The organism is Pseudomonas petroselini (assembly GCF_045037875.1).
GTDB lineage: Bacteria > Pseudomonadota > Gammaproteobacteria > Pseudomonadales > Pseudomonadaceae > Aquipseudomonas > Aquipseudomonas petroselini.
The window spans coordinates 4,381,228-4,403,000 of record NZ_CP173614.1; the positions used below are offsets into that span (position 1 = coordinate 4,381,228).

Consider the following 21,773-nt stretch of genomic DNA (forward strand, 5'->3'; position numbering starts at 1 on the left):
ATGAGCTCAGCCAATACCGCCGACACGCTCGGCACCGACGTCCGTGACCAAACCCACAGCACCGTGACCTGGCGGCTGATGCCGCTGCTGCTGATCTGCTACCTCTTTGCCCACCTCGACCGCATCAACATCGGCTTCGCCAAAATGCAGATGAGCGCCGACCTCAACTTCAGCGACACGGTCTACGGCTTCGGCGCCGGCCTGTTCTTCGTGGCCTACGCGCTGTTTGGCGTGCCCAGCAACATCGCGCTGGACCGCGTGGGCCCCCGGCGCTGGATTGCCACGTTGATGGTAGTGTGGGGGGCGTTGTCGACGTGCATGTTCCTGATCGACAGCGCCATGGGCTTCTATGTGCTGCGCTTTTTGCTCGGTGTGGCCGAGGCCGGTTTCTTCCCAGGCATCCTGGTGTTTTTGAACCGCTGGTACCCGGCCGGTCGGCGCGCGCAAGTCACCGCCCTGTTTGCCGTCGCCGTGCCGATGGCCGGGGTGATTGGCGGGCCGCTCTCCGGCGGCATCCTTGAACACTTTCATGACCTGGGCGGTTTGCGCGGCTGGCAATGGATGTTTGTCATTGAAGGCGCCCCCGTGATTCTGCTCGGGCTGGTGGTGCTCAAGTGTCTGCCGGACAGCTTCGAAACGGTGAAGTGGCTGACGCCCGTGCAAAAGCAACAACTGCGCGAGCAGCTGCACCAGGAAGAACACCGCAAATCCATCACCTCGTTCTCGGCCATTCTCCGTAACCCGCAAGTGTGGCTGCTGGTGGCGGTGTATTTCGCGGTAATGCTGGCGGTCAACACCCTGGCGTTCTGGATGCCGACACTGATCCATGGCGCCGGCATCGGCAGTGACGGCAAGGTCGGGCTGCTCAGTGCGGTGCCCTACCTGGCCGGTTGTTTCTTCATGCTCGGCTGCGGACGTTCGTCCGACCGCCACCGCGAACGCCGCTGGCACCTGTGCGTGCCCTTGCTGATGTCGGCGGCCGGTATTGCCATCGCCGGGCTCGCCCCCGCCAACCCGGCCCTGGTACTGGGCGGCCTGATCATCGCCGGCATGGGTGCCAGCGCGGCGTTGCCGATGTTCTGGCAGTTGCCGCCGGCGTTCCTGTCCAACCACACCCAAGCCGCCGGTATCGCCTTGATCAGTTCCTTCGGCAGCATCGCCTCGTTCTTTGCGCCGTACCTGATCGGCTGGATGCGCGACACCACCCAGAGCGCCAGCCTGGCGCTTTACGTGCTGGCGCTGCTCATTGCACTCGGTGGCTTGCTGGTGCTGCGCACCCAGGCGGCCATCGTCAACCCTCAGTAAGAGAACCCTTGCCATGCTTGATCAACACCTCATTCAGCAAGCCGCCGCCCGCCTCGACCAGGCTGAACGCTCACGCGAGCAGGTGCGTCAGTTTTCCCTGGATCACCCAGAAATCACTCTCGAAGACGCCTATGCCATTCAACGCGCCTGGGTAGCGCAGAAAATCAAGGATGGGCGCAAGCTGGTCGGGCATAAAATCGGACTGACCTCCCGCGCCATGCAGGTTTCGTCCAACATCACCGAACCTGATTACGGCGCGCTGCTCGACGACATGTTCTTCGATGAAGGCACCGACATCCCGTTCGAACGCTTTATCGTGCCGCGCGTCGAGGTGGAGCTGGCGTTCATCCTCGGAAAACCGCTCAAAGGCCCGAACGTGACGGTGTTTGATGTACTGGACGCCACCGAATGGGTGATCCCGGCGCTGGAGATCATCGACGCGCGCATCCAGCAAGTCGACCCGCACACCAAGGCGACCCGCAAGGTGTTCGACACCATCTCCGACAACGCCGCCAACGCCGGCGTGGTCATGGGCGGGCGTGCCGTGCGCCCCACCGAGATCGACCTGCGCAAGGTGCCCGCCGTGCTCTACCGCAATGGCGTGATCGAGGAATCCGGCGTCTCGGCCGCCGTGCTCAATCACCCGGCCAAAGGCGTGGCCTGGCTGGCGAACAAACTGGCGGCCTATGACGTGACCCTGCAACCCGGGCAAATCATCCTGGGTGGCTCTTTCACCCGCCCTGTCGCGGCCAACCCAGGCGATACCTTCCATGTCGATTACGACATGCTGGGCTCCATCGCCTGCCGATTCGTCTAACCGGAGATCGCTCGATGGATATGCCTGTCAACACCTTCAAACAGCGCCTGCGCAGCGGTGAAACCCAGATCGGCCTGTGGCTGGGCTTGTCCGATGCCTACTGCGCCGAGCTGGCCGCCAACGCCGGGTTCGACTGGCTGCTGATCGACGGCGAACATGCGCCCAACGACCTGCGCGGCATGCTCGGCCAGCTCCAGGCCGTGGCGCCCTACCCCAGCCATCCGGTGATTCGCCCGGTCGTCGGCGACACTGCTCTGATCAAGCAAGTGCTGGATATCGGCGTGCAAACACTGCTGGTGCCCATGGTGGAAAACGCAGAGCAAGCGCGGCAACTGGTGAATGCCATTCACTACCCGCCCAACGGGGTTCGGGGCGTCGGCAGCGCACTGGCCAGGGCGTCGCGCTGGAACAGCATTCCCGGTTACCTCGACCACGCCGATGAGCAGATATGCCTGCTGGTACAGATCGAAAGCCGCGAAGGCCTGGCCAACCTCGACGCGATTGCCGCCGTGGAGGGGGTCGACGGCGTGTTTATCGGGCCGGCGGACCTGAGCGCCTCGATGGGCCATCGGGGCAACCCGGCTCATCCGCAGGTGCAGACGGCAATCGAAGACGCCATTGCGCGCATCCGCAGCGCCGGCAAAGCCGCCGGTATTCTCAGCGCCGACCCGACACTGGCCCGGCGCTACATCGAACTGGGAGCGGCGTTTGTCGCGGTGGGCGTGGACACCACAGTGCTGATGCGCGGGCTACAAACCCTGGCGGCGGCGTTCAAGGGTTCATCGGCACCCACCAGCACCGCTGGCGCTATCTACTGACAGTGCAGGCGCCGGCTTTTGATCTGCTTGTGATCTGCTTGTGATCTTGATCTCAGGCGCCCCGTCAAACACGCTGGCCGAACGCAGGCTTGAATCCGTGGGTAACCCGGCAGGACGCCGGGTTAGCCGCCCCGCGCCATGGATGGCGCGTGGCGGCGGCCCACGGATTCAAGCCGGAGTGAGGGCACACCGAGCCTAGGCGAGGTGCCGAGTGTTGGGGCGAAGCGTTTTTGGTTACTTTTGGCGCTCTTCCAAAAGTGACCCGCCGTAAGGGCGGAACCCATAGCAGCCGCTACCTAAATAACGGATATGTACTCCGTCTGATCCAACATCCAGGTCGGCTGCCAGGCCGCCATCGGGGGCAAGCCCCCTCCCACATTTGGATCGGTTTACACCCACGCTTAACTAGCGCTTGAGGCCTTTAAGCTCGTTGAGCAAGGCCAGCAAAGTCTGCAGCTTCTCTTCGCCAAAGTCCGCCTGCAAACGCTGGTAATTAGCCTCCATGCTCTGGCTCATCGAATCGAAACACGCTTGCCCCTTCTCGGCCAGCCGCACCAGCACACGCCGTTGATCCTGTTGCGCCTTGCGCCGCTCAACCATGCCCGCCGCCTCCATGCGCACCAGCACACCGGTCATGCTCGGCTTGAGGATGCACGCCAGCTCGGCCAGGCGATTGATCTCAAGCTCCTCGTGCTGGCTCAAGATACGAATGACCCGCCACTGCTGCTCGGTCAGTCCGTGTTGATTGAGCGAAGGCCGAAAAAAACCCATGGCGGCTTCACGCGCCTGGAGCAAAGTAAGGGTCAAGGATTGGCGCGGTTTGGACATAAAGGGAGACGTCGTAATTAGTTAACAGATTAACAACACTCTAACACCGGCCGCCGATTGGCGTGTGCCGCTTTATTGCCCGGCCGGATTCATCGTTGACATTGGCAGCCACGATCAAGGCCGGCGGCACACAGAATCAAGACACCTACCGCTCGGAAGGCACTTAATACACCCCAACAGGCACAGAGCTGTTTGTCGGCTCTGCAGCGAGATCCCTTCACTTTTCCAGGCTGCGCCATGATCAATATCGAAACGCCTACCTACTATTCGGCAACCAAGAAATACAACCTCAGCTTTCCCACGCTCGAGCAGGACGTAGAAGCCGACGTGGTCGTGATTGGCGGCGGTTTCTCGGGCATCAATACCGCACTGGAACTTGCGGAAAAAGGCATCACCAACATCGTGGTACTCGAGGCGCGCTACCTGGGCTTCGGTGGTACGGGCCGCAACGGCGGGCAGATCATGGCGGGGATCGGCCATGACCTGGAAAAAATCAAGAACCAGGTGGGCGATGAGGGCCTGCGCCAGATCTTTGAAATCAGCGAGCTCGGCGCCGGCATCATCAAGGACCGTATCGCCAAATACGCAATCGACGCCGACTTCTGCCACGGCTATGGCTACATGGGCTTCAATGCCCGCCAGGAAAAAACCCTGCGCGCCTGGGAGAAGGACTTCCAGTCGATCAACACCAAGGACGAAATCCGTTTTATGGCCGGGTCCGAGGTCAAGCAGATCATCGGCTCCGACGCCTACACCAGCGCGTTGCTGCACATGGGCGGCGGGCACGTGCACTCGCTGAACCTGCTGCTGGGCGAAGCCAAAGCGCTGGCCAGTCACGGCGTGCGCATCTTCGAGCACAGCCCCGCCCTGGAGGTCAGCTACGGCGAGCGCATCACCGTGCGCACCGGCCGAGGTTCAGTCAAAGCCGCCAAGCTGCTGTGGGCCTGCGACAGTTTCCTCAACAAACTGGAACCTGAACTGCACAAAACCACCGTCAACACCTACGCCTTCCAGCTGATGACCGAACCGCTGTCGGACGAGATGATCCACCGCATCAGCCCGATCCGCGGTGCCTACAGCGATATTCGGCCGGTCATCGACTACTACCGCGTCACCAACGAGAACCGTCTGCTGTTCGGTGCCGCCACGCCGTTTGTCGAGCACATCCCGCTGGACCTCAAAGCCTGGAACCGCAACCTGATGCTGAAGATTTTCCCGTACCTGAAAGACGTCAAAATCGACTTGGCGTGGGGCGGGCCGATGGCGACCGGGGCCAACCTGTTCCCGCAGATCGGCACGCTGAGCGGGCGCCCCAACGCCTTCTACGTGCAGGGTTACGCAGGTTTTGGGGTTACGCCCAGCCACATCATCTGCAAGGTCTTGGCCGAAGGCATGAGCGAAGGCTCTTCGCGCTACGACCTGATCAGCTCGGTCAAGCATGCACAGATCCTCGGCAAGGATCATATCCGCCCACTGCTGCTCACGGCCGGCAAAAGCCTTCACCAACTCTCGGGCTATTTCAACGGTCGCCGTTAAGCCCCGCTGTTTCATTCACAGGAGAACTGCCATGCCCGTTACGACCCTGAAAAAAGATACCCAACTGTCGGACCTCGACGCCTGGGGCACCGTTGCCGACCTGGGCTCCGAGATCCTCGAAGGTGAAGTCAACGCCTTTGGCAAAATGACCTTCGGCGCACCGACCGACCCCGTCAGCAGCGCCTATTTCGGCACCACCCAAGGCAAATTCCGGATGGTCTACCCGTTCGCCGAGCAAGCCACGGTGGTCACCGGCGAAGTGCTGTTGACCGACGAAAGCACCGGTCAGACCACCCGCTACAAGGCCGGCGACAGCTGGTTCGTGACCAAGGGCACGCCGGTATTGTGGGAGGTGGTGAGCGAGAGTTTTGTGAAGCATTATTTCGCGGTAGTCTGATCGCTTTCGCCTGCTGGCTTCGGCCAGCAGCGTTTTCTCCGGCGCAGGTGACTGACCATGCACGCCCTCCCCGCTCAGGAAGTTGCCGGCCATTGCCTGCAGGCTTTTACCCAGCTCGTCCCCGTCAGCCAGGCGGCGTTCTATTGTGTCGACCGCCAACTGCAAGCGTGCGACTTCCGGCTGCACGGCATGAGCCGTGAAATGCACCGCGACTATCTGGACAACTACCGCCAATTCGACCCGTTGCAACCGCGCAATTGCCTGTCCAGCGGGTTGACGGTGGTGCCCCTGGGTTTCGCCATGGCACGCCAGCCGCAGCGTGACAGCCACCGTTACCGGGACTTCCTGCAGCGTTACGGCGTGGTCGATGTGGTGGAGATCGTCGCCCATCGCGCCGACCAGCCGCAGGCGGCCATCTCCTTGCTGCGCACCGCCGAACAAGGGGTGTTTACCGCCGACCAATTGACTCAGCTCAACGCGTTGCAGGCGTTGCTGCAGATGGCCGTGGCCAATATGCAGCCCTGCGACGATGCGCTGGCCGGGCTTACGCCCAAAGAGCGCCAGATCGCCTGGTTATTGCGTCAAGGTGCAAGCAACAAGCAATTGGCACTGGAGCTGGGCGTCGGCCTGCCGACCATCAAGACCCACCTGATCCACCTGTTTCGCAAGACGGGCGTGAGCAGCCGCACCGAGCTGGTCGCCGCGCTGTTTCTTTAAGCCACCTCAACCCTTCGGTTGATAGGCGAGCCTCCTCGCCCGCCGCATGATCCGGGATGTCCATTCCATCAACCGGAGCCATGCCATGACCACCCAATCCGACTGGATCACCGTAGGCGCCCTCGCCGACGGTTTCGCGCCCGACGCGTTTATCCTGCCCAACCTTGCCGACCTCAACGGCAAGACCTTCCACCTGCACTTCGCCAACGGCTGGCAGATCGAGCATCGCTTTGACACCGAGGCGTTGCACTGGCACGCCGCCGACGGTCACTCCAGCGGGTCGGCCGCATACCGCGCCACCTCGGTACGCCCGGGCCTGTACTTGGTCGACTTCATCAAGCACGAGGCCGGTCAGGCCTGGTCGATCAGCCTGGTGCTGGACACCACCACGTCGTCCTTTACCGCCGTGATCGGCCGCATGCCCAAGCGCGAACAAACCGAGGAAGGCCTTTACAGCCGTGCCCTGGCCGGCAAGGCCCTGACCTCGGTGGACGTGGACTTCCTGCATGGCAGCCTGGACCAACCCTGGCAGCCCGGCCAATGCCCCCACGCGCCCACTCAGGAACTGACCGGCTTGCGCAACCTGTATCGATACAGCCCCAGCGAAGTCTACGAACACATCTACCTGAACGATCAGTTCTATGCCTGGCAATGCCTCAAGGGTGTGGAGCAAGGCTTGTGCGACACCGACCGCTGTCACTACTACAAGATTGCCGATCAGTTGTACCTGTTCGTCTGGCGCGAAAAGATCATCCCCACCCTCGGTCTGGTCCTGATCGACCTGCAACAGCACCGCAGCGACGGCAAGATCTTCGGCTATGCCGGCGCGGCCTTCGATGAGCTGTCGAACTTTCCGGTCAGCTCCTACTGCCAAGTGCTCAACCACACGGAGTATCCCGATGCCTGATCCACGTACCGTTGTGATCACCGGGGCCGGCACGGGCATCGGTGCCGCCTGCGCCCGGCTGTACGCCGCCGAGGGCGCCAACCTGGTGCTGATCGGCCGGCGCCGCGAGCCTCTGGAGCAGGTGGCCGGGGACACCGGCGGCCTGGTCCTGGTCGGCGACGCAGCCTGTCCGGACAGCTGGGAAGGCTTCGTCGCACAGATCCGTGAGCGCTACGGCCGCCTCGATGTGCTGTTGGCCTGCGCCGGTGGGCATGGTGTGGGCAGCGCCACCCAGACCAGCCCTCCCACCTGGGAGGCGGCCTTGCGCAGCAACCTGGACAGTGCGTTCTATAGCGCCCGCGCCTGCCTGCCGCTGCTGATCGAATGCGCCGGCACTGTCGTGTTGCTCGGCTCCATCGCTTCCCTGGCCGCCGGTCCCGAAGTGTGCGGCTACACCACTGCCAAGCACGCGCTGCTCGGGCTTAATCGCTCCCTGGCGCGGGATTACGGCCCACGCGGCGTGCGCGTGAACGCGGTGTGCCCAGGCTGGGTCACTACGCCGATGGCCGACGAAGAAATGCAACCGCTGATGAGCTTTTATGGGGACACACTGCCGCAAGCCTATGCCCGCGTATGCGCCGACGTACCGTTACGACGCCCCGCCAGCGCCGAAGAAATCGCCAAGGTCTGCCGCTTCCTGGCCAGCCGCGATGCCTCGATCATCACCGGGGCCAGCATAGTCGCCGACGGCGGTTCGAGCATCGTCGATGTGCCGACACTGGCCTATGCCCATATGGAGCGCGCACATGCCTGACGACTTGAATTTCAGCGGCAAAACCGTGCTGGTCACTGGTGGCGCGCAGGGCATCGGCCGGGCCATCGTCGAGGCGTTTGCTGTGCGCGGCGCGCGCGTGATGATTGCCGACCTTCAGTTGGCGCAAGCCCAGGCGCTGGCCGACGACCTGACGGCGCGAGCGTGCCAGGTCGCGGCCATCGAGGTTGACCTGGCCGATGCGGCGGCGGTACTCGAATGGGTGAAGGGAATCGAACGCAGCTGGGGCCGCCTGGATATCCTGGTGCACAACGCCGGCTACTTTCCGTTGACGCCATTCGCACAGATCACCCCGGCCATTCTTGAGCGCACGTTGGCGGTCAACCTCTCGGCCCTGTTCTGGTTGACCCAGGCCGCCTTGCCCATGTTTCAACGCCAGGGCGGCGGCTGTGTGCTGGTCACGTCGTCGGTCACCGGGCCACGGGTTGCCTACCCAGGGCTCAGCCACTATGCGGCGTCAAAGGCCGGGGTGAACGGTTTTATCCGCAATGCGGCGCTGGAGCTGGCCGCCTACCAGGTGCGCGTCAACGGCGTGGAGCCCGGGATGATTGCCACGCCGGCCATGGATAACCTGGGCGACAACCAGGTCAATGCCGACATCGCCACCCGCGTGCCCCTGGGACGGCTCGGTGCTCCGGAAGATATTGCCGGGGCCATGTTGTTCCTGGCGTCCGACCTGGCGGCCTACATCACCGGGCAGACCATCGTGGTAGATGGCGGGTCGACTTTGCCTGAGGTGAAGTGACCTCTATCGGGCTGTAAACCGGATCAAAGGTTGGAGGGGGCTTGCCCTAATACCAGTCAGTTAAGGGCAAACACTGTACCTGTGGCGAGGGAGCTTGCTCCCGTTGGACTGCGCAGCAGTCCCAGTCTTTTGAAACAAAGAGCTGGGGCCGCTTCGCGGCCCAGCGGGAGCAAGCTCCCTCGCCACAGGTTATTTTTTACCCTTTCTACGTCTTAACTGACTGGCATTAGGGCTTGCCCCCGATGGCAGTGGGTCAGTCTCCGGATGCACCCACTGACACGCCCTCATCGGGAGCAAGCCCCTCCCACCTGTTGATCGCGGTGTATCAGTTGAATAGCGCTCGGCCCTTTCAAGCATCGACAGTAATGGTCTGCATCACCCGGCGGACCCGTCTGGTGGATGGCGGGCTGTAAACCGGATCAACTGTGGGAGGGGGCTTGCCCTAATGCCAGTCAGTTAAGGGCAAACACTGTACCTGTGGCGAGGGAGCTTGCTCCCGTTGGACTGCGCAGCAGTCCCAGTCTTTTGAAACAAAGAGCTGGGGCCGCTTCGCGGCCCAACGGGAGCAAGCTCCCTCCCACATTTTGATCGGGGTGTATCCGCTTAAGAGCGGTCACCCATTAGAGCATCGACAGTGAATCACTGAACACCCGCGACAAGGCCGCAAGCCGTTTGACGTAACCCTGGGGCGTTGAGTAGATCAGCTCCACATGCAGGCTGTCGACGATACCCAGGTAGGCGTCGCAAAACACCTCAAGCGCCTCGGGTTGCACCGTGCTGTACCGACCTTGCGCTGCACGCTGAAAGTCATCGCGAATGCGCGCCAGGTAACCCTCGAATCCTGCGGTGATGACGCCGCGAATGTCCGCCGGCGGAAAGTACGCCGTGCGCAACAGGAATCGCAGGTGCGCCGACCCTTCATAACGCCCGCTCAACCGTTCAAGGTGCAACTGCCCCGGCAGGCCGGTGTGTCCGGCTTCCTCCTTGAAGCATTGCGCGATGTACGAGTGCTCATGGGCCAAGGCCATCTCGAAGACCTTCTGAAACAGCGCATCCTTGCTGACAAAGTGCGCATACAGCGACGCCTTGCGCATGCCGGCCCTCTCTGCGATTGCGCTCAGCGAGGAGGCGTCGTAGCCGTGGTCGGCAAAGTGTTCGACCGCCACGGTACAAATGTTATGGGCCGACAGGGTGAGCGGTTTCATTGATCGATGCGAACCTACGCCGCCCCGACCGTTTGCTGCAGGTGCGTAGACCGAAAGTCCTTGGGCGACAGGTCAAATTGCTTCTTGAACGAGCGGCTGAAGTGCGCGGAATCGGTGAAGCCCCATTTGTAGGCGATCGAGGTGATCGACTCACGCTTGAGGAAGGGGTTGGTCAGATCATCCGCGCTGCGTTTGAGCCGAGCACGCTGGATGTAGCGGCAGACGCTGTCGTCCTGCTCTTCAAACAAACGGTACAAATGCCGCACCGAGATGTTCAAGCGATTGGCCAGGCCCACCGGGCTCAAGCCGGGCTGGGTCAGCGATTCATCGATGACTTTCTGTACGTAGCTGCGCAGGTTACTGCCCTGCAACGACGCCGCGCAGTCGCCCGGCGCGTCGTGCAATTCAAAGGCTGACCCGAGCAAGGAGACAAACGCTGCTTGCAGTGCCTCGGCCTCTTCAATCGAGTCCTGCCCCTCCAGGCCTTCTCGGCACAGTTGGTCCATCAACACATGGAGCATGCGCCCACAGGCCTTGCTCGAAGAGATCTTGCCGAAGGTTTTCGGTGCACCACCCAGTTGCTTGCACACTTCATGGCGTGAGAGTGACAGGGACGCATGTTCGATAAGGCCAAACGGGCTGATCTCGATCGAGCCCGTGGAGTCCATCAGCAACATATCGCCGGGGGCCAACTGGATGACCTGGTCGTTCTGGGTGATCTGGCAATAGCCGCTGCGCTGACTGACGAGGAAACAATGTTGGTCCATATCGTGATCGGCGTTGGGTCGCTCGCGCTTGATCAGCCCCGCATTGGTCCGCAGGTTGGCCAGTGACAGGCCGCCCCGGGAGTGCTTGGACACTTCACCGATGAACAGCGAACGGTTGAAGGCCAGTTCCGTGTCGAAATGGCCGCAGGCCGCCCGCAGGTCCCGAGTCCAGGTTTCCAACCCATAGTGCGCAGACTGATAAGTGCTCATGGCATCTCCACAATGGCTTCTTGTTTTTGTTGGCCAATAGTTAACATGTTATCTATATGGGCGCAACAAGTCCGTGATAGCGACTGTGGAAGCACTAATGATGCCAAGTATCCCGATCAGAGGGCGTCCAATACCCGCTGCAAGCCCGCCAAAACAGTCAACAACCCTGCCCGTTGAGCGTCACTCAACGGAATGTAGCGACGAAACGCCGGCATGCGGTTGACCACCTCGCTGCCGCCGATGTGTTCCAGCCGCACCTGCCATTGATGCCCGCTCAACGCGATGTGCAGGCGCTTGAAGTCGAGCCCCATCAGCGCTTGATGCAGGCTGAGGTCGTCGTTCAAAGCTGCCTCGAGCCTGGCGAGTAGAGCCGGCTCTCCCGAGCGTTGCCGACACGCCAGCCCCGTGCGTCGAATCGACCCGCGGTGGTGCAGCTCAAAGCGTGCACTGCCCTGCTCTGTGGCGGGCACCGTGAGCATGAATTCGGTCATGACCAGGTGCATCAGCAGTTGCGATTCGGTGCGTTCGGCAACGTCCACCTGCAGGCCGGTATCGTCCAAGCGAAACGCGGCACGGGCAGGCCCGGTCGAGGCGAAACTCGCCAGCCCGAGGTTACGCCTAACATATTCAAGCGTGACCCCCGGCCGGTAACCGGCCGGCGCCCGTTGGGCACTGAACAGCTCAGACAGCTTTTGCAGCCTGCTCGAGATAAGCGTTGTGAACGTTACCAGGCTCATGGGAAAACTCCTTGGCCAGCACTTCTTCGACCGAAGCGGGCTTGAATGGATTGACCTTCTGCACCACCAATGTCCAGAACAACGCGTAGGCCGCCGTGATCCCGAGCATTACCCCGAAAGGCACATAAATATCCGCCGGGTTCATGCCCGGCGGGGTGATGAACCACATGCCCAGCAAGATGCCGACGCTGGAAAGAATCTGCGGCAACGGGAACCACGGCGACCGATAAGCCCGTGGCAGGTCAGGACGACGAATACGCAGGATAACCACCGACAGCGTCACCAGCAGGTAGGAAAAACTCCACGCACACACAGCGGCCAGCACCAGGTGCATGATGTTGTCGGTGTTGCCGCCCAGCCACAGCGCATACAGGCACGGAATCAGCATCGCCACCAGGATGCACAACAGCGGCGTCTTGAAGCGCGGATGCAAGTAAGTGAACACCTTGGGCAGCGCGCCATCCACCGCCATGCCGTAGAGAATCCGTGGCACGCCCGCCATCAGCGTGTTGATGGTGGCGGCGCCGGCGAACAGAAAGCCAAGGCCCAGCCACAACGGGCCAATATCCCCCATGACCTGCTCGGCAAAGCGTGGAATCGCCATGGGCGTGTCCAACAAGTGCACGCCGCTGGCGGCATCCAGCAGTACGTTTTCCACCTGGCGCTTCATCGCGGCGCCGTAGATAAACATGCAGGTGGCCACGCTCAACAAGCCGAAAATCATCGCCTTGGGCATCACCTTGGCCGAATTGCGCAGGTCCGGCGCCAGCGGCGTGACGAACTCGCAGCCGACGAACATGAACATCGCCATGCCCACCAGCGACAGAATGGTGATCAGGTCGGTGCCCACCAGCGACACGCCGAACCAACCCTCGAGCTGCACCGCCGGCGCCGCGATCAGGCCCATCACGCCAAACACCATCAGCGTGGTCCACATGCCGAAGGTCAGGATGATCTCGGCCCTGCCAAAGGCGCTGACGCCAAAGGCATTCAGAATGCCGAACACCACCACAAACCCCACCCCCAGCAACCACGAACCGCCGGCAGACTCCGCCAGGGTGTTGAGGTGCTCGAAGTTCACCAGGGCCATGACCCCGGACAGAATCGTCTCCGCCGTCCCGGCAAACACATGCACGATCAGGTACGCCGACAAGGTGCCGGTAATTGCAAAGAAACGGCCCATGCCGCAGTTGATGTAGTCGTAGACCGAGCCGGTGGTCGGCAGGATTGAGGCGGCTTCGGCAAAGGTGGTCGCCTGGGCCAGCATCATCACCACCGCGATCAGCATGGCCACCGCGAACGCGCTGCCGCCGATGCCGAAGCCCATGGTCGCGGTGAGAATCACCGGGCTGGCCATGATCAGGCCGATGGTGCTGGCCAGCGCGGTCGGAAACCCGACGCTGCCCCGTTTCAAATGCTGTGTGAGCCGGTCATTGATCGACATGGTACGGATCCTCGAAAGCGGATTTCTGAGTGGATGCATCGAGCCGTACAAGGAGCCGGCGATAAAGCCCTCCCCAGCCAGTCCCTGATCGAAACGGCATCGTGCGCAAAATCACTGTGCGCCTCACACGCGCTGATCGTCTTGCCCATGTCTGCCGTCGCTTTTGCAGCTGCCTGCCAAGGCCTATGGCTTGGCGGGCAGGATCAATTACGTGGCACGCAGGTGAAAGACTTACCCCGCTGCGGATCATCTTAATGCGTCCTCGACCTATTGGCTGTCCAACCACGCTGGGGAACGTAACAATGGAGCACACACAAAAAACACGCAGGTTGTCCAAGGCCGTCGGCCTGGGTATCGCACTGTTGGTCGGCCACTCTTCGGCACAGGCCTATGCGCTGTATGCCGACGATCACACACACCTGAACGCGGACTTCCTGGCCGTATACGGGATGTTCAACAGCCGTCACAACTACGATGGCACGCCGGGCGGCTCGACCTGGCGCGAAGGGTTCATCAAGTATGGGTTGAGCGGCGATCAGGGCCTGGCCGGTAACGGCACCGCGTACGGCGCGCTCAGTTGGGTCAGCTCCGGCACCTGGGGCGACGGCGACGCGGCGGGCAACACCGATGGCAGCGAGCGCACGACCAAAATCGAAGACGCCTACCTGGGGTGGCGCTCGGCTGACCTGTTTCCGGCGCTGGGCAAGGACGGTGTGGACTTTTCCCTCGGCCGCCAAGTGGTCAAGATCGGACGAGGGTTCCTGATCAACGACGACGGCCCCAATCTGGGCAACGGCCCGGCGGACGGTGCGTTGAATCGCGGTGGCGCCTACTACCTCGCGGCACGTCACGCGTTCGACCGCACCGCCGTGTTGCGCCTGGGTGGGCAAGAGGGGCTGCACGGCTCGGTGCTGTGGCTCAAGTCGGATAACCGTGCCCAGGCTGAAACCGAGCTGGCGGCGGGCACCCTCGACTACACGGGTGCCGCCGGTACGCTGGGGTTGACCTGGGTTCATGGCATAAGCGTCACCGACCAGTGGGCCAGCGATTTCCAGAAACAGCGCGAGGGCCTGAACACTTACAGCCTGCGCGGCGAAGGCAGCGCGGGCATCGACAACGCCAGCTTCGCTTTCGAATACGCCTGGCAAGACAAGGATGCAGGGCCGCAAAAAGCCTGGTACGCCGAAGCCGGCTACACCTTCGCCGATGTCGGATGGGCGCCGAAGTTGACCTACCGCTACACACGCTACTCACAAAAATGGGACCCGCTGTTCACCGGACTCAGCACCGGTTACGGCACGTGGTTCCAGGGCGAAGTGGCCTCCAATTATGCCGGCCCGTTCAACAGCAACACCGGTGTGCATCACGTCGGTCTCAAGGCGACACCGCTGAAGAACCTGACGGTCGGCGCGTTGTACTTCGACTTCACTACCTTGCGCAAAAACGATGCATTGAACCTGGATGCCCGTGAGCTGGACCTGTACGCCGAGTGGGCAGTCAACAGCCACCTGATCATCAGCCCGCTGGTGGGCATTTATCAACCCAAGAAAGATGCCGACACCGGGGGTAACCAGGTGGGCGGCAATGGCACCAACCTCTATAGCCAACTGACCGTGGCCGTGCCTTTCTGAAGGGCTTCAGGAGCTGCGCGGTGCAGCTCCCTCGCCACAGGTTCGGGGTTCATCTTCCTGGTGGTCAGCAGTGGCTGATCAGTTGCTTCAATACCGTCTTGAAGGTTTCGATCTGGTCCTGGCTGAACTCGGCGAATACTTTCTCCTGTTGCTCACGGGCGATGGCCCAGAGGTCTTCGGTCTGTTCGATACCGGCCGACGTCAAATAGACACCGTCGTCGTCGGCCACCAGCCCTTTGCGCTTGAGGTTGGCCACGGCGTCCTCGATTTCCCGCACCGGCATCGCCACTTCCCGCAACAATTCACTGGCACTCAGCCGTGCGTCGTTCTCCAGCACCATCAGCATCCGCGCCTCGTTGGTGCGCAGGCCGGTGGACAATTGCCGGGGCTGATAGCTGGACTGGTAGGCGCGTACCGCCTGGGTCATCAGGTAATACAGGTTGTGACTCAAGCGCCCCTGAAAATGACTGCTGGGCGGTTGCCCTTCGTCGCGCTGGGTCATGCGGGTATGGGGCAGGACCATCGAATAAGCGCCCTGATGATAAAGCAGCGGCGCACGGCCGAAATCATCGAAGGCCACGACCTTGCCGATCATGATCCAATGGTCGCCGCCGTCCACCTGCTGGTATTTCTCGCAGTGAAACCGCGCCGAGCAATCGGCGAACACCGGCGCCCCGCCCTGCCCCGACTGGTACTCGATCTCGGCGAAACGGTCGTCCTTGGGCCGGGCAAAATTGTTCGAGAGGTCGATCTGGTCAGCGGCCAGCACGTTGACCGCAAAATGGCTGGCCTGCTCGAACACGCCGTGGCTGCTCGAACGTTTGTCGATACTCCACAACACCAGCGGTGGGTCCAGGGACACCGAGTTGAAACTGTTGGCGGTGACGCCCACCTTGCGGCCAGAGGCATCTGCGGCAGTCACCACGGTCACGCCCGTGGCAAAGTTGCCCAGGGCCCGGCGAAAGGCGCGTGGGTCAAAGGTCGATTCAGACATGCAAGACTCCCGGACTGCGTCAGGCGCAGCCCTGATGGTTGTTATCAAAAGCCGGTTCAGATCATGCTCGGGTCGGGTTCCAGGCCCATCAGCTCGCGGCCGAGGATCTGCGCGCACACGTCGTAGTCGGTGTAGGCATGGGCGCCGGTCATGTGCGAATCGCGGAACAGGCGTTGCATTTCGTTGTGTTCGAACCAGGCATTGCCGCCGGCGGCTTCGAACAGGCGGTCCACCGCCTGGATGCACATCTTGGTGGCGTAAGCCTGGTTGGTGCGCCAGAACGCCAGGGTTTCGCGGCTGGGATAACGCTGCTGCTCACTGTGTTCGGCGTGTTCGTTCCAGGTTTTTTCGAGAAAGGCACGCGCGGCGGCGACCTGGTGAGTCGACTCGGCCAGGCGCATCAACGCCGGGGTGGCGGCACCGACGGCGGCACCGGTGTAGGCACGCACGCGGGTCTTGGTTTTTTCGCGGAACACCTCGAGCATCCGCTCGGCAACCCCCAGGCTGACCGTGGAAAAACCACTGGCAAAATAAGGCCGGTAGGGCGAGTAGAAAATCTTGCTGTCGGGGTACAAACCAAAGCCTGCGGACTTGCCTTCCATCATGTCCTTGGCCTTCTGGATGCGGTGTTCGGGCACCCGGGCCTTGTCGATGATCAACGTCTTGGTGCCGCTGCCTTTCATGCCTGCCGCAAACCAGTCATCGCGTATCTGATAATCGCTGCGCGGCAGCACCGCGAAGCAGTAATCCTGGGTGCCCTGGGCATTGTTGCGGCGAAACCCCACGATCGCCCACTCAGCGTGATCGCAGCCGCTGCTCCAGCCCATTTCGCCGCTGAACAACACCCCGCCGTCGACTTCCTCGGTGCGCCCGAACGGCGCAATGCTGCTACTGGCCGTGGCATTCGGGTCGGTGCCCCAGACCTCCTGCTGCAACTGGGCCGAGAACAGCGCCAATTGATGGCTGTGGGTACACAGCAGGCTCATGGCCCAGGCGGTGCTGGCGCAGGCCCCAGCGAGCAAGGCGATGCAGTCGGCAAACTGTGGCAATGACAACTCCATGCCGCCGAACGCTTTGGGTTGAAAGGCGCGGTGCAGCCCGATGCTTTTGAGCAGTGCGATATTTTCGGCAGGCACCTTGCGGTCCTGCTCGGCCATGAACGCGTTGGCCGCAATGGTCGGCAAGATGGACGTGAGGTCTTCGAGGAGCGGGTTTGGCTTTTTCATGGATGGCCCTGCTTATTATTGGATGTCCAGGCCACTGGTGAAATCGAGAAGTGGCGCCGGATGCAGGGCCAGTATGGTGCGAGCCTGGCTGGCGGAACATGCACCTTCCAGAGTCAAGATTGTACTTTTCATAGCCTTAACGTGGTCAGCCGACCGCAGGCGCTGGCAGCCACAGACATGTCGCTCGGCAGCCACAGTCAAGCCCGGTGCAGTCACTGGGATTAACCTCGGGCTTTGCAATGTCTGCCACCAGGAAACCCCAATGAGCGATATTCCACTGCTGCCCCACGTTGAAGCCTTCCTCAGTCGACACCATGCGCTGTTCATCGACGGCGGCTACGTCCAGAGTCATTCCAGCCAGACAGTAGAGGTGATCAACCCGGCGACCGGCCAGGTCATCGCCCAAGTCGCCGACGCCGACCCGGTCGATATCGATGCGGCCGTGGCCTCGGCGCGGCGCGGCTTCAAGCTGTGGTCACAAGCAGCTCCGGCCACGCGTGGCACCGTGCTGTTCAAACTCGCCGACCTGCTGGAGCAGCATCGCGAAGAACTGGCACAGATCGAAACCTGCCAATCGGGCAAGATCATCCAGATTGCCCGAGCCTTCGAAGTCGACCAGGCCGCGCACTTCCTGCGTTACTACGCCGGCTGGGCCACCAAGATCAGCGGCCAGACCATCACCCCGTCACTGCCCTCCTTCGCCGGTGAGCGCTATACCGCTTTCACCCTGCGCGAGCCCGTCGGGGTGGTGGTCGGCATCGTGCCGTGGAATTTCTCGACCATGATTGCCATCTGGAAACTCGCCTCGGCGCTGGTGACCGGTTGCAGCATCATCATCAAACCCAGCGAATTTACACCGCTGACCATCCTGCGCATTGCCGAACTGGCGATTGAAGCCGGTCTTCCCGCCGGGGCGCTGAACGTCTTGACCGGGGGCGGCTCGGTAGGCAAAGGCCTGATCGAACACCCTGGCACCGACAAAGTGTCGTTTACCGGCTCCGTGCCGACCGGGGTTGCGGTGGGCCAGAGTGCCATGGGCGCCGGTCTGACGCGGGCCACCCTTGAGTTGGGCGGGAAAAACTCGGCCGGGTTCCTGCGCGATGTGGCGCTGGATAAGGCTGTCAGCGGCATCATCGAAGCGGGCTTTCTGCACTCCGGGCAAATCTGCGCGGCGGCCGAACGGTTCTTCGTGCATCGCTCGCAGATCGACGCGGTCATGGCCAAACTGGCGCAGCGCTTGAGCGCGCTGAATATTGGCTCGCCCCTGGATGAGCGCACCGAATTCGGCCCGGTCACTCACCGCCAGCATCAACTCAAACTCGGCGAGTTCTTCGCCAAGGCCCGCGCCGAAAACAACACCATCATTCACGGTGGCCACCTGATCGACCGTCCGGGTTGCTACGTCGAGCCGACGATCATCCTCGCCAACAGCGTCAACGACACCTTGCTGAACGAAGAAACATTCGGCCCCATTGCAACCTTCTTCCCCTACGACACTGAAGACGAACTGCTGGCGTTGATGAACAACACGCCCTACGGCTTGAGCGCCAGCCTCTGGACCAACGACCTGGGCAAGGCCCTGCGCATGGTGCCCGCCATCGAAGCCGGCACGGTGTGGGTGAACATGCACACGATGCTGGACCCGGCGGTGCCGTTTGGCGGCAACAAATCCTCGGGCATCGGCCGCGAGTTCGGCAGCGCATTCATTGACGATTACACCGAGCTGAAGTCGGTGATGATTCGCTATTGAGCCCTGATATTGGATCCATTGACGGATGAATGTTCGATAATCGCCCAATAAAACACGCACATAAGATTGACTCTCCACAAGGCCGGCCATTTAATGGATCCATTAAATAAAAATAATCCATTGCCTGGAGAGTCGTCATGTACCCCAAGAACACGTGGTATGTCGCCTGCACCCCCGATGAAATCGCGCAAAAGCCCTTGGGTCGACAGATCTGCGGTGAAAAAATGGTGTTTTATCGTGGCCAGGAAGGCGCCGTCGTGGCTGTGGAGGACTTCTGCCCCCATCGTGGCGCGCCGCTCTCGCTGGGCTATGTCGACAACGGCAACCTGGTCTGCGGCTATCACGGCCTGGTCATGGGCGGCGACGGCAAGACGGTGGAAATGCCCGGTCAGCGGGTGCGTGGTTTTCCCTGCAACAAGACCTTTGCCGTGGTTGAGCGTTACGGCTTCATCTGGGTGTGGCCCGGCGATCAGAGCCAGGCCGACCCGGCATTGATCCACCACTTGGAATGGGCCGTGAGCGATGAGTGGGCCTATGGCGGCGGGCTGTTTGATATCCAGTGCGATTACCGCCTGATGATCGACAACCTGATGGACCTGACCCACGAAACCTACGTGCATGCTTCCAGCATCGGCCAGAAGGAAATCGACGAAGCGCCGCCCGTCACCACGGTGCAAGGCGATGAAGTCGTCACCGCACGGCACATGGAAAACATCATGGCTCCGCCGTTCTGGCGCATGGCTTTACGCGGCAACAACCTTGCCGATGACGTGCCGGTGGACCGCTGGCAGATTTGCCGCTTCACCCCGCCCAGCCATGTGCTGATCGAAGTCGGCGTGGCCCACGCCGGCAAGGGTGGCTACAACGCCGCTCCCGAACACAAGGCTGCGAGCATCGTAGTCGACTTCATCACCCCGCAAACCGATACCTCCATCTGGTACTTCTGGGGCATGGCGCGCAACTTCAACCCGCAGGATGAGGCACTGACCGCCAGCATTCGAGAAGGCCAGGGCAAGATTTTCAGCGAAGACCTGGAGATGCTCGAGCGCCAGCAACAGAACCTGCTGGCTCACCCGGAACGCACCCTGCTCAAGCTGAATATCGATGCGGGCGGTGTGCAGTCGCGCAAGATCCTGGAGCGACTGATTGCCAAGGAACGCGCCCTCGAGCCGCAACTGATCACGACCACCACCGCCTGAACAACGCGACAACTCTGCGAGGACTGAACATGATCGATGTGGTGGTGGTATCCCGTAACACCGAAGCCCAGGACATTTGCAGCTATGAACTGGCCAGTGTCGATGGCCAGCCGCTGCCGACCTTCAGTGCTGGTGCGCACATTGACGTGCACCTGCCCGATGGGGTGATCCGGCAATATTCCCTGTGCAATCACCCCGAAGAACGTCATCGCTACCTGATCGGCGTGCTCAAGGACCCGGCCTCCCGGGGTGGCTCGCGCAGCTTGCACGAGCAGGTTCACGAGGGCGCACACCTGACCATCAGCGAACCACGCAACCTATTTCCCTTGGTCCACGACGCCCGGCGCAGCCTGCTGTTTGCCGGCGGCATCGGCATCACCCCGATCCTGTGCATGGCCGAACGCCTGGCCCACGCGGGTGCCGACTTCGAACTGCATTACTGCGCCCGCTCCAGTGAGCGTGCGGCGTTTGTGCAGCGGCTCAAGGCGTCGCCGTTTGCCGAGCGGGTGTTCCTGCATTTCGATGAGCAGCCCCACACCGCCCTGAACGCCGCCGAGGTGCTGGCGACCCCGGCCGACGACGTGCACCTGTATGTCTGCGGCCCTGGCGGGTTCATGCAGCATGTGCTCGACAGCGCACGCGCACAGGGCTGGCAGGAAGACTGTCTGCACCGCGAATACTTTAGCGCGACACCGGTGGACAGCAGCCTCGACGGCGGCTTTTCGGTGAAGCTGGGCAGCAGTGGCCAGGTCTTTGAAATCCCCGCCGACAAGACCGTGGTCCAGGTCCTGGAAAGCCATGGCATTGAGATTGCCGTGTCCTGCGAACAGGGGATTTGCGGCACCTGCCTGACCCGTGTGCTGGAGGGCATACCGGAACACCGCGACCTGTTCATGACCGAGCAGGAGCAGGCCCTCAATGACCAGTTCACCCCCTGCTGCTCGCGCTCGAAAACCCCGCTGTTGGTGCTCGATATCTGAGCCCCGTCATGTGCTGGGCAAGATGACCTTCATGCGCGCATCGGCGGTGGCCGAGCTGAAGATCTCGGCATAGCGCAACGTCGCATTGGCGTGCTCGCGCATGATGGCTTCGGCCCGAGCGCCCTGGCGATTGACCAGGGCGTCGAACACCGAATGGTGTTGCATGTGGGCATAGTTGAAGCGCCGGTATTCACGGGCCATGTCGTCGCGATCCACCGCCAACGCGGTCACCGAGGCGAACGGCAAATGATCATTGCGTGCCAGCGCATCGGCGATCGCCGGGTTGTGGCTGCCTTCGACGATGACTTGATGAAAGCGCATGTTCAGGTCGTGATAAACCTCAAGGTCATCCTCGGTCACGTAACCTTTTTCGAACAGTTGATCGCCCTCCACCAGGCAGCGTTCAAGCACCCTGCGCGCCTCGTCGGACAACCCCCGCTCGGCAGTTTGACGCGCCGCCAAGCCCTCGAGCACACCACGCACTTCGACCGCGCCGGCAATGTCGCTGGGGCTGACCGAGCGCACCTGATAGCCGCGCCCGCCGAATGGCACCAGCAGCCCTTCCTGCTCGAGGGTACGGAACGCCATGCGCACGGGCATGCGCGACACGCCGAACAACTGCGCCGTGGGAATCTCCATCAGCCGCTCGCCCGCCGCCAACTCTCCGCTGGCAATCATCTTGCGCAGTGCAACCAGCACCAATTGACCGGGTTTACTCATCCAGGCAACTTCCAGAAAACGTGAGCCGC

General features: G+C 61.9%; 21 protein-coding genes. 13 read left to right on the forward strand and 8 right to left on the reverse strand.

Annotated elements, in window-relative coordinates:
- From ACI512_RS20100 to hpaI, 3 genes are read left to right on the forward strand one after another with little or no spacing between them, the layout of a single operon-like run.
- Entirely contained in the window at positions 1-1,305 is a 1,305-nt protein-coding gene (locus ACI512_RS20100) for an MFS transporter (RefSeq protein ID WP_236381183.1), read from the forward strand.
- Between the two features lie 13 nt (positions 1,306-1,318).
- Positions 1,319-2,122, forward strand: a complete 804-nt coding sequence (hpaH, locus tag ACI512_RS20105; protein ID WP_236381185.1) for a 2-oxo-hept-4-ene-1,7-dioate hydratase — start codon at positions 1,319-1,321, stop codon at positions 2,120-2,122.
- A 14-nt stretch (positions 2,123-2,136) separates the two neighbouring features.
- The gene (gene hpaI / locus ACI512_RS20110; protein WP_093545728.1) at positions 2,137-2,940 is read left to right on the forward strand and encodes a 4-hydroxy-2-oxoheptanedioate aldolase; all 804 of its coding nucleotides are present in this window, start codon (positions 2,137-2,139) and stop codon (positions 2,938-2,940) included.
- A 405-nt stretch (positions 2,941-3,345) separates the two neighbouring features.
- On the opposite strand, the gene hpaR is transcribed toward hpaI, so the two are convergent.
- On the reverse strand, positions 3,346-3,768 hold the full coding sequence (gene hpaR, locus ACI512_RS20115; protein ID WP_064053535.1) for a homoprotocatechuate degradation operon regulator HpaR: 423 nt from the start codon (positions 3,766-3,768) through the stop codon (positions 3,346-3,348).
- A 237-nt stretch (positions 3,769-4,005) separates the two neighbouring features.
- Here hpaR and ACI512_RS20120 point away from each other — a divergent pair, with 237 nt between their 5' ends.
- The 6 genes from ACI512_RS20120 to ACI512_RS20145 all read left to right on the forward strand — a co-directional run bounded on the left by ACI512_RS20120 (position 4,006) and on the right by ACI512_RS20145 (position 8,881).
- Positions 4,006-5,304 carry an FAD-binding oxidoreductase gene (locus ACI512_RS20120; RefSeq protein ID WP_236383879.1) on the forward strand — a complete coding sequence of 433 codons (1,299 nt, stop codon included), beginning with the start codon at positions 4,006-4,008 and terminating at the stop codon, positions 5,302-5,304.
- A gap of 31 nt (positions 5,305-5,335) precedes the next feature.
- Entirely contained in the window at positions 5,336-5,701 is a 366-nt protein-coding gene (locus ACI512_RS20125) for a cupin domain-containing protein (protein WP_012724441.1), read from the forward strand.
- A gap of 57 nt (positions 5,702-5,758) precedes the next feature.
- Positions 5,759-6,418 carry a LuxR C-terminal-related transcriptional regulator gene (locus ACI512_RS20130; protein ID WP_405121285.1) on the forward strand — a complete coding sequence of 220 codons (660 nt, stop codon included), beginning with the start codon at positions 5,759-5,761 and terminating at the stop codon, positions 6,416-6,418.
- An 85-nt stretch (positions 6,419-6,503) separates the two neighbouring features.
- Positions 6,504-7,325, forward strand: a complete 822-nt coding sequence (locus ACI512_RS20135) for a molybdenum cofactor biosynthesis F family protein (RefSeq protein ID WP_231808783.1) — start codon at positions 6,504-6,506, stop codon at positions 7,323-7,325.
- Positions 7,318-8,118 carry an SDR family NAD(P)-dependent oxidoreductase gene (locus ACI512_RS20140; RefSeq protein ID WP_236383852.1) on the forward strand — a complete coding sequence of 267 codons (801 nt, stop codon included), beginning with the start codon at positions 7,318-7,320 and terminating at the stop codon, positions 8,116-8,118. Before ACI512_RS20135 ends, ACI512_RS20140 begins: the two co-directional genes overlap by 8 nt.
- On the forward strand, positions 8,111-8,881 hold the full coding sequence (locus tag ACI512_RS20145) for an SDR family oxidoreductase (protein ID WP_064053530.1): 771 nt from the start codon (positions 8,111-8,113) through the stop codon (positions 8,879-8,881). The genes ACI512_RS20140 and ACI512_RS20145 overlap by 8 nt, the downstream gene beginning before the upstream one ends.
- 620 nt (positions 8,882-9,501) lie before the next feature.
- Here the strand turns inward: ACI512_RS20145 and ACI512_RS20150 are convergent.
- The 4 genes from ACI512_RS20150 to ACI512_RS20165 all read right to left on the reverse strand — a co-directional run bounded on the left by ACI512_RS20150 (position 9,502) and on the right by ACI512_RS20165 (position 13,244).
- Positions 9,502-10,086, reverse strand: coding sequence for a TetR/AcrR family transcriptional regulator (locus ACI512_RS20150; RefSeq protein WP_236383829.1), 585 nt, complete (start codon positions 10,084-10,086; stop codon positions 9,502-9,504).
- 14 nt (positions 10,087-10,100) lie between these two features.
- Positions 10,101-11,063, reverse strand: a complete 963-nt coding sequence (gene feaR, locus ACI512_RS20155; protein ID WP_236383828.1) for a transcriptional regulator FeaR — start codon at positions 11,061-11,063, stop codon at positions 10,101-10,103.
- Positions 11,064-11,179: 116 nt separating this feature from the next.
- On the reverse strand, positions 11,180-11,800 hold the full coding sequence (locus ACI512_RS20160; protein ID WP_236383827.1) for a DUF3156 family protein: 621 nt from the start codon (positions 11,798-11,800) through the stop codon (positions 11,180-11,182).
- A complete protein-coding gene (locus ACI512_RS20165) occupies positions 11,745-13,244 on the reverse strand; it encodes an APC family permease (RefSeq protein ID WP_064053526.1) in 1,500 nt (499 codons plus the stop codon). Before ACI512_RS20165 ends, ACI512_RS20160 begins: the two co-directional genes overlap by 56 nt.
- A 302-nt stretch (positions 13,245-13,546) precedes the next feature.
- Between ACI512_RS20165 and ACI512_RS20170 the strand changes: the two genes are divergently transcribed.
- Positions 13,547-14,875, forward strand: a complete 1,329-nt coding sequence (locus tag ACI512_RS20170; protein ID WP_405121286.1) for a hypothetical protein — start codon at positions 13,547-13,549, stop codon at positions 14,873-14,875.
- 64 nt (positions 14,876-14,939) lie between these two features.
- Here the strand turns inward: ACI512_RS20170 and ACI512_RS20175 are convergent, their stop codons facing one another.
- Both ACI512_RS20175 and ACI512_RS20180 read right to left on the reverse strand, forming a co-directional pair.
- Positions 14,940-15,869: a p-hydroxyphenylacetate 3-hydroxylase reductase component gene (locus ACI512_RS20175; RefSeq protein WP_231830710.1), complete on the reverse strand. Its 930-nt coding sequence runs from the start codon at positions 15,867-15,869 to the stop codon at positions 14,940-14,942.
- A gap of 56 nt (positions 15,870-15,925) precedes the next feature.
- Entirely contained in the window at positions 15,926-17,095 is a 1,170-nt protein-coding gene (locus ACI512_RS20180) for a p-hydroxyphenylacetate 3-hydroxylase oxygenase component (protein WP_012724452.1), read from the reverse strand.
- Positions 17,096-17,357: 262 nt separating this feature from the next.
- Here ACI512_RS20180 and ACI512_RS20185 point away from each other — a divergent pair, with 262 nt between their 5' ends.
- The 3 genes from ACI512_RS20185 to ACI512_RS20195 all read left to right on the forward strand — a co-directional run bounded on the left by ACI512_RS20185 (position 17,358) and on the right by ACI512_RS20195 (position 21,024).
- Positions 17,358-18,845 (forward strand): aldehyde dehydrogenase family protein, encoded by a 1,488-nt coding sequence (locus tag ACI512_RS20185; protein WP_231809816.1) that lies wholly within the window; start codon positions 17,358-17,360, stop codon positions 18,843-18,845.
- Positions 18,846-18,982: 137 nt separating this feature from the next.
- Positions 18,983-20,044: an aromatic ring-hydroxylating dioxygenase subunit alpha gene (locus ACI512_RS20190; protein WP_012724455.1), complete on the forward strand. Its 1,062-nt coding sequence runs from the start codon at positions 18,983-18,985 to the stop codon at positions 20,042-20,044.
- A gap of 29 nt (positions 20,045-20,073) precedes the next feature.
- Positions 20,074-21,024 (forward strand): PDR/VanB family oxidoreductase, encoded by a 951-nt coding sequence (locus ACI512_RS20195; protein ID WP_236380038.1) that lies wholly within the window; start codon positions 20,074-20,076, stop codon positions 21,022-21,024.
- Between the two features lie 6 nt (positions 21,025-21,030).
- Here the strand turns inward: ACI512_RS20195 and ACI512_RS20200 are convergent, their stop codons facing one another.
- Positions 21,031-21,744: a GntR family transcriptional regulator gene (locus tag ACI512_RS20200; RefSeq protein WP_236380040.1), complete on the reverse strand. Its 714-nt coding sequence runs from the start codon at positions 21,742-21,744 to the stop codon at positions 21,031-21,033.
- Positions 21,745-21,773: the final 29 nt, after the last annotated feature.